At 70.4% G+C, this 7,026-nt stretch carries 8 protein-coding genes; 6 read left to right on the forward strand and 2 right to left on the reverse strand.

Translation table 11 applies throughout. The features are described from left to right. The first annotated feature begins 283 nt into the window (after positions 1 to 283). The 6 genes from QFZ76_RS15945 (at position 284) to QFZ76_RS15970 (ending at position 6,294) form a co-directional block, all read left to right on the forward strand. On the forward strand, positions 284 to 682 hold the full coding sequence (locus tag QFZ76_RS15945; protein WP_307674364.1) for a nuclear transport factor 2 family protein: 399 nt from the start codon (positions 284 to 286) through the stop codon (positions 680 to 682). A 37-nt stretch (positions 683 to 719) separates the two neighbouring features. Next, positions 720 to 1,838 carry a branched-chain amino acid aminotransferase gene (locus QFZ76_RS15950; protein WP_307674365.1) on the forward strand — a complete coding sequence of 373 codons (1,119 nt, stop codon included), beginning with the start codon at positions 720 to 722 and terminating at the stop codon, positions 1,836 to 1,838. Positions 1,839 to 1,942: 104 nt separating this feature from the next. Then, positions 1,943 to 2,995, forward strand: a complete 1,053-nt coding sequence (proB, locus tag QFZ76_RS15955) for a glutamate 5-kinase (RefSeq protein ID WP_307674366.1) — start codon at positions 1,943 to 1,945, stop codon at positions 2,993 to 2,995. A 2-nt stretch (positions 2,996 to 2,997) separates the two neighbouring features. Then, the gene (locus tag QFZ76_RS15960) at positions 2,998 to 4,254 is read left to right on the forward strand and encodes a glutamate-5-semialdehyde dehydrogenase (protein ID WP_307674367.1); all 1,257 of its coding nucleotides are present in this window, start codon (positions 2,998 to 3,000) and stop codon (positions 4,252 to 4,254) included. A 16-nt stretch (positions 4,255 to 4,270) separates the two neighbouring features. Further along, the gene (locus tag QFZ76_RS15965) at positions 4,271 to 5,464 is read left to right on the forward strand and encodes a pyridoxal phosphate-dependent aminotransferase (RefSeq protein ID WP_307674368.1); all 1,194 of its coding nucleotides are present in this window, start codon (positions 4,271 to 4,273) and stop codon (positions 5,462 to 5,464) included. Next, the gene (locus tag QFZ76_RS15970; protein WP_307674369.1) at positions 5,461 to 6,294 is read left to right on the forward strand and encodes a pyrroline-5-carboxylate reductase; all 834 of its coding nucleotides are present in this window, start codon (positions 5,461 to 5,463) and stop codon (positions 6,292 to 6,294) included. The genes QFZ76_RS15965 and QFZ76_RS15970 overlap by 4 nt, the downstream gene beginning before the upstream one ends. Positions 6,295 to 6,378: 84 nt before the next feature. On the opposite strand, the gene panD is transcribed toward QFZ76_RS15970, so the two are convergent. Both panD and QFZ76_RS15980 read right to left on the reverse strand, forming a co-directional pair. Beyond that, positions 6,379 to 6,786, reverse strand: coding sequence for an aspartate 1-decarboxylase (gene panD / locus QFZ76_RS15975; RefSeq protein WP_266440324.1), 408 nt, complete (start codon positions 6,784 to 6,786; stop codon positions 6,379 to 6,381). Positions 6,787 to 6,800: 14 nt separating this feature from the next. Next, entirely contained in the window at positions 6,801 to 7,025 is a 225-nt protein-coding gene (locus tag QFZ76_RS15980; RefSeq protein ID WP_307674370.1) for an MbtH family protein, read from the reverse strand. Position 7,026: the final 1 nt, after the last annotated feature.

The following is a 7,026-nucleotide window of genomic DNA, read 5'->3' on the forward strand; positions in this document are numbered from 1 at the left end:
CAGCATTCTCTGTCTCACGCCGAACGTAGGCCCTGGCCGGGGAGGACCACATCAGTCCATGGGAAGGCATCCACCCTTACTTTAGTCAGGACTTTCACCGAGACCTTAGGCAACTGCCCGACAACTCTTGCCTTGATCCGGTCGGACGACGCAAAGTGGAAAGGCAGTTCCCAGCCAGACGCGGCGGCCGACCCTCGTCTCACCTTTTCTCGTTCCCATCGAAAGGCTCTTACGCGCTGCCCGGAAACGGCAGCGCACCACCCGCAACCTCATCTGGGGAGCCATGTCTCAGCTCACGAACGAACCCGGCTTAGAGGAATCCGCACACATCGACCCGGTCAGCGCGGTCCGCACCTACTACCGACTCGTCGACTCCGGCGACGTGCCCGGACTCGTCCGCCTCTTCGCGCCCGACGCCGAGTACCACCGACCCGGATACACCAAGCTCACCGGCCACGCCGAGCTGGAGCGCTTCTATCGCGAGAAGCGCGTCATCGCCGACGGCACGCACCGTCTGTCCAAGATCGTGAGCCAGGGCCGCGACGTGGCTGTGCACGGCACCTTCGAAGGGGTGCTGCATGACGGAACGAAGACTTCCGTACGATTCGCCGATTTCTTCAGCGTGAACACTGCGGGCGCATTTTCGGTGCGTCAGACGTTCTTCTACGCACCACTCGTATGAATCGACTGAGGAAACACACCGGGGGATTGTTTCTGTCATGCGTAAATGCGATACCACCGCTGCCGACTTCGACCGAATTCCTTTCGGAGAGCAGTTCACGCCGCACATGGTCACTGCCGAGTGGACCGAGCGGGACGGCTGGTCGCCACCGCGGCTGAAGCCGTTCGGCGACCTCTCCATGTCCCCGGCCATGGTCGGCCTGCACTACGGCCAGGTCGTCTTCGAGGGCTTGAAGGCCTACCGCCGGGGCACCGACGCGGTGGCCTGTTTCCGCCCCGCCGATCACGCGGCCCGGCTGAGCCGCTCCGCGCACCGGCTGGCCATTCCCGCACTGCCCGAGGACAGCCTGCTCACGGCCGTGGACCTGCTCCTCCAGGCCGACGGCGGGTGCCTGCCCGATCGGCCCGGGCTGAGTCTGTACCTGCGCCCGGTGCTCTACGCGAACGAGGCGAACCTGGCGCTGCGCCCCGCCCGCAGGTATGCGTTCCTGTTGATCGCCTTCGTCACGGGAGGCTTCTTCTCCGACCGTCCGGACCCGGTCACGGTCTGGGTCGCCCGCGACTACACGCGCGCGGCCCCGGGCGGCACCGGCAGCGTCAAGTTCGCCGGGAACTACTCCCCGTCGTACGCCGCCCAGGAGCAGGCCCGCGCCGCCGGCTGCGACCAGGTGGTCTGGCTGGACCCCGTGGAGCGCCAGTGGGTCGAGGAACTCGGCGGCATGAATCTCTTCTTCGTCCGGGGCAGTGGTCCGTCGGCGCAGCTGATCACGCCGCCGGCGACCGGAACGCTGCTGCCCGGCGTCACCCGGGACTCGCTACTGCACCTGGCCGCAGGACACGGACTCGCCGTCCGTGAGGAGCCGCTGTCGATCGGGCAGTGGAAGGCGGAGTGTCTCGACGGCACGATCAACGAGACGTTCGCCAGCGGCACGGCCGCCGTCGTCACGCCGGTCGGCACCGTCCGCGACGGCGCCGAGTCGTGGCAGGTGGGGACGGGCCTGGCGGGCCCTGTCACGCTCGCGCTGCGCGATGCGCTGGTCGGCATCCACACCGGGCGGGCACCGGCCCCCGAGGGCTGGCTGCGCACCGTCGGCCTCCGGGACGCGGGACGCGATGACCCGCACCCGCGGGAGAGCCTGGCCGGCTCGCGGAAGTAGCGCCACGGCCGGAGCCCTGCTCCGGCGAACGGCCGGCGGTCACCACGGTCTGGCCGACAGTCACCACGGTCTGAAGGAACAGGGGGAGTTCCATGCATTCCGGCATGCGTCCGGAACGTGTTGTCATCAAGATCGGCACCTCGTCGCTCATCTCCGCGGGAGAGCCCGACCCCGCGAAACTGTCCGCCCTCGCCGACGCGGTGCTGCGGCTGCGCAACGACGGCCGGCAGCCCGTGTTGGTCGCGTCGGGGGCCATCGCCCTGGGCGCCGCACGGCTGCCACCGGACGGCAGGCTGGGCGGCGCGGCCCGCCAGTTGGCGGCCGCGGTGGGCCAGGGTCTGCTGTTCGAGTCGTTCCGGCACAGCCTGGAACAGCGGTGCCTGACCGCCGCGCAGGTCCTGCTGACCCCGGTCGACGTGACGGGCCCGGAACACCACGACAGCACCCGTGCGGTGCTGGAGTCCTGCCTCGACACGGGGCTGGTGCCCGTCGTCAACGAGAACGACACCGTCATGGTGCGCAACAACGACGTTCTCGCCGCGCTGCTGGCGGCCGCGCTGGGGGCCGAGCGGCTGGTGCTGCTCACTGACGTCCCCGGGCTGTACGAGAGTGACCCGCGACGCGACGCGAATGCCCGGCGGATCCCGGAAGTCCGCGCCATGACGCCCGAGGTCGAACGGCTCGCGGGTGCGGCGGCCCGCGGCCCGGGCACCGGCGGTATGCAGGCCAAGCTGTGCGCCGCCTGGATCGCCACGCTGGCCGGCGTGCCCACGGTGATCGCGGGCGCGGACGCCGAGGACGCGGTGGTCCGCGCGGTGCGGGGTGAGGACATCGGCACCCTCGTCCACGCCCGTGCCCGGGACAAACAGCCGGGTCTGCGCCGGCTGTGGCGCGCCCTGTCCGCACCGCCGGCCGCGCGGCTGCACGGCGGTCCGGACACCCGGCGCCTGGTGGCCGACGGCGGACCGCTGACTGTCCGTCACCTGAAGGCGGGCGAAGAGCCGTTCGAGGCGGACGACGTCGTGGACGTGCTCGACCCGGACGGCCGGGTCGTCGCCCGTGGCCGTACCAGGGTGGCCTCCGCCGCGCTGCCCGGCGCCGCCGCCGATCTGTCCGTGCTTCACCACACCGAGTACATCAGCCTGTTGGAGGAGTGAGAGTGTCCGCCACCGTTACCGACATCTGCCGGCGCGCCCGTGCCGCATCCACCGTCATCCGGGAGCTGACCACCGAGGTCAAGGACCAGGTGCTGCGTGAAATGGCCGACGCGATCGACACGGCGGCCGAGGACCTGAAGGAGGCCAACGCCCGTGACGTGGCGGCGGCGCGCGAGGCGGGGACCTCGGCCACCCTGGTCGACCGGCTCACGCTGACCGACAAGCGCATCGCGGGGATGACCGGGGCGATCCGCACGATCATCGACCTGCCCGACCCGGTGGGGCAGGTGGTGGGCGGCCGTACCCGGCCCAACGGCCTGCGCATCGAGCATGTGCGGGAGCCTCTCGGGGTCGTCGCGGTGATCTACGAGGCCCGTCCGAACGTCACCGCCGATGTTGCGGCGCTGTGCCTGAAATCCGGCAACGCCGCCGTGCTGCGCGGCTCCTCGATCGCGCAGCACACCAACGCCGCCATCGCGGACGTACTGGCCGAGGTGCTGCGTGCGCGGGACGACGTGCCGGACGACGCCGTGCAGTTGATCCGGGACACCTCGCGCGAGGCGGCCATGGAACTGCTGCACGCGGACGGGTACGTCGACCTGCTGGTCCCGCGCGGTGGCCCGAGCCTGATCAAGACCGTCAAGGACAACGCCACCGTGCCGACCGTGATCGACGGCGACGGCAACTGCCATGTCTACGTCGACGCGAGCGCCGACCCCGCGCGCGCCACGGACATCGTGGTGAACGGCAAGACCTCGCGGCCCAGCGTGTGCAACGCGGTGGAGACCCTGCTCGTCCACCGGGACCTGGCCGGGGACTGGCTGCCCAAGGCGCTGGACACCCTGCAGGACCTCGGCGTGAGCATCCGCGGCGACGAGCGCACCCGCGAAGTGTGGCCGGCCGCGAAGGAGGCCCAGGACAGCGACTGGGAGACCGAGTACCTGGACCTGATCCTGGCGGTGAAGGTGGTGGACGGCCTCGACGAGGCCGTCCGGCACATCGACCGCTACGGCACCCGTAACGCCGAGGCGATCGTGGCCCAGGACTACGACGTGGCCCGCCGCTTCGCCCTGGCGGTGGACTCGGGCAGCGTCTTCGTCAACACGTCCACGCGCTACTCCGACGGCGGCGAGTTCGGCTACGGCGTCGAGATCGGTGTCTCCACGCAGAAGCTGCACGCCCGCGGTCCGATGGGGCTGGAGTCGCTGACCTGCGTCAAGAACGTGGTGTGGGGCAGTGGACAGATCCGTGTCATATGAGCGTCCGGTGCGCGCCATGACCGCACCCCCGGTACCCGCGAAAGGCGAGACCGCAATGCCGCCGCTGCACCACGCGAGTCTGCTGGACACGGTCCAGGAGGCCTCGTCGATCAAGCTCAACAACCGGATCTACGACATGCAGGCCGCCGGGGTCGACGTCGTCACGCTCTCGCTCGGCGAGGCGTTCTTCGACCTCCCCGTGCCGTCCTTCGAGGGGCTGCCGGCGTCCCGGCTCCACCACTACTCGCACTCGCGCGGTCTGCCTCTGCTGCGCGAGAAGCTGGCCAAGTACCACGCGACCACTACGGGAGTTCCGGTCGACCCGGACCACGAGATTCTGGTCACGGCCGGGTCGAAGGCCGCGATCTTCATGGTGCTCACGGCACTGCTGGAACCGGGTGACGAGGTCATCATCCCCGAACCGCTGTGGGTGAGTTACCCCGACCAGGTGCGGCTGGCCCGCGGCGTGCCGGTGATGACCCCGTGGTACGACACGGTGGAGGACTTCGCCTCCTACATCACCTCCCGCACCCGCGCCATAGTGGTCAACAACCCGCACAACCCCAGCGGCCGCAGACTCGGCGCCGAGGAGTTGCGGACGCTGCACGAACTGGCCGACCGGCACGGCCTGTTCCTGATCGCCGACGAGGCGTATCACGAATTCGTGCCGGAGGGCGTGGAATTCGTCTCGGCCCTCGTGCTCGACCCGGACAAGCGGCACACGGTCGTCTGCAATTCCATGTCGAAGAACTACGGGATATCCGGCTGGCGCATCGGATACGTGCTTGCCCACCGGCAGCTCACCGATCAGCTCATCAAATTGCAGCAGCATCTGGTGACGTGTGCGCCGACGATTCTCAGTTACTACCTGGCGGAGCACTTCGAGAACATCCTCGAACACACCCGGCCGCAGATCCAGCGGGTCGTCTCGCTGCGCAACCGGATGGCCCGGATGCTCGCGGAGCGCGGCGTGGAATGCCTTCCCGGGGACGCCACGTTCTATCTGTTCACGTCACTGGGCGCTTCTCGGCTGGACTCCGAGGAGTTCGCCCGGGAACTGCTCGACCGGCACCGGGTCGCCGTGGTCCCGGGGGTCGGATACGGGGCCTCCTGCGGCGGGTTCGTCCGGGTGTCGGTGGGAACCGAGAGTGAGGAACGGCTGGTCCGTGGGGTCTCGGCGGTGGCCTCGCTGATCGAGGAGACCCGGTGAGCGAGGCCGTCGCGTTCGTCGGCTGCGGGCGCATCACGCGCGCCGTGGTGGGCGGGCTGGTCTCGGGGGGAGCCGCCCCGGACACGATCCGGGGCGTCTCCCGTACCGGGGCCGGGGCCCGGGCGCTGGGCGAGGAGTTCGGCATCCGTGCCGCGACGTCGGTCCGAGAGGCTGTCGACGGCGCGGACGTCGTCATACTCGCCGTCCATCCGCACGAGACGCCGGACGCGCTGCGCACCCTGGCGGGTGTGCTCGCGGGCGGTGGACCGGTGCTGGTGTCGCTGGTGGCCTCGTGCCGTACGGAGGCCGTGGCCGCGGTCCTGCCAAAGGTCGCGGTCGTACGCGCCGTGCCGAACGTCGCGGTGGCCGCCCGGCACGGGGTGACCGTCCTGTCGCGCGGCCCGCACTGCCCACCGGAGGCACTCACCGCCGCCCGGGAGCTGTTCGCGCCGCTGGGCGAGGTGCTCACGGCCGAGGAGGACCTCATGGAAACGGTCAGCGCACTGTCCGGGGCCGGCCCGGCGCTGATCGCCCACTTCGCCCGGGCGCTGGCCCGGGCGGGCGTCGGGCAGGGGCTGTCCGCGGACACCGCGGGCGCGCTGGCCGCACACGCCGTCCGGGGCACGGGTGCGCTGCTGACGGCGCCCGGTGCCACACCGGACGCCGTCGTGGACCGGGTCGCCTCTCCGGGCGGCATGACGGAGGCCGCACTGCGCACACTGGACGACCGTGCCCTGCCGCGGACCGTGCAGCAGGCGCTCGACGCGGCGGTCCGCCTCTCGCTGGGCCGTCTGCTGGCGGGCCCCGAAAGCCCGCCGGTCCGTTCCTGAGATACCGGCCCTCCAGCACGGAAACCCGCCGGGGTGACCGCGTCCCACGACGCGGTCACCCCGGCGGTCTTGTGCCGGGCCGGCTCAGCGGGCCGCCGGCTCCAGGACGCCGACCCCGCCGGCCAGCGCGGGGTCGTCGCTCTCCTCCAGAATGCGGTTGTGCTCGTCCACGAAGACCACGCGCGGCTTCAACGCACGGGCCTCGGCGTCGGCCACCATGCCGTAGCCGATGATGATGACGAGGTCGCCCTCGTGGACGAGCCGGGCCGCCGCGCCGTTGATCTTGACCATTCCCGAGCCTCGGTCGCCCTCGATGACGTAGGTCTCCAGGCGCGAGCCGTTGTTGATGTCGACGACATGGACCAGCTCGCCCGGGAGCAGGTCGGCGGCCTCCATCAGGTCCGGGTCCAGAGTCAGCGACCCCACGTAGTTCAGGTCGGCCTGGGTGACCGTGGCCCGGTGGATCTTGGACTTCAGCATCGTCCGGAACACCGCGTGCCCGCCCCTCAGTTCGCGGAGCCCGCGGCGTCCATCGCCGCGATCAAGCTGGCCGGCCGCATGTCGGTCCAGTTCTCGTTGATGTAGTCCAGGCACGTCTGCCGGTCCGTCTCCTCGACGGCGACGCTCCACCCGGCCGGCACCTCGACGAAGGACGGCCACAGCGAGTGCTGGCCCTCGTCGTTGACAAGGACCAGGTACTTGCCTTCCGCGTCCTCGAACGGATTACTCATC

The organism is Streptomyces sp. V4I2 (assembly GCF_030817655.1).
GTDB classification, from domain to species: Bacteria; Actinomycetota; Actinomycetes; order Streptomycetales; family Streptomycetaceae; genus Streptomyces; species Streptomyces plumbiresistens.

Bases quoted from the DNA above. Each gene is read 5' to 3' on its own strand.
- QFZ76_RS15945 (WP_307674364.1), top strand. From the start codon at position 284: ATGTCTCAGCTCACGAACGAACCCGGCTTAGAGGAATCCGCACACATC.
- QFZ76_RS15950 (WP_307674365.1), top strand. From the start codon at position 720: ATGCGTAAATGCGATACCACCGCTGCCGACTTCGACCGAATTCCTTTC.
- QFZ76_RS15980 (WP_307674370.1), bottom strand. From the start codon at position 7,025: ATGAGTAATCCGTTCGAGGACGCGGAAGGCAAGTACCTGGTCCTTGTC.
- QFZ76_RS15965 (WP_307674368.1), top strand. From the start codon at position 4,271: ATGACCGCACCCCCGGTACCCGCGAAAGGCGAGACCGCAATGCCGCCG.
- proB (WP_307674366.1), top strand. From the start codon at position 1,943: ATGCGTCCGGAACGTGTTGTCATCAAGATCGGCACCTCGTCGCTCATC.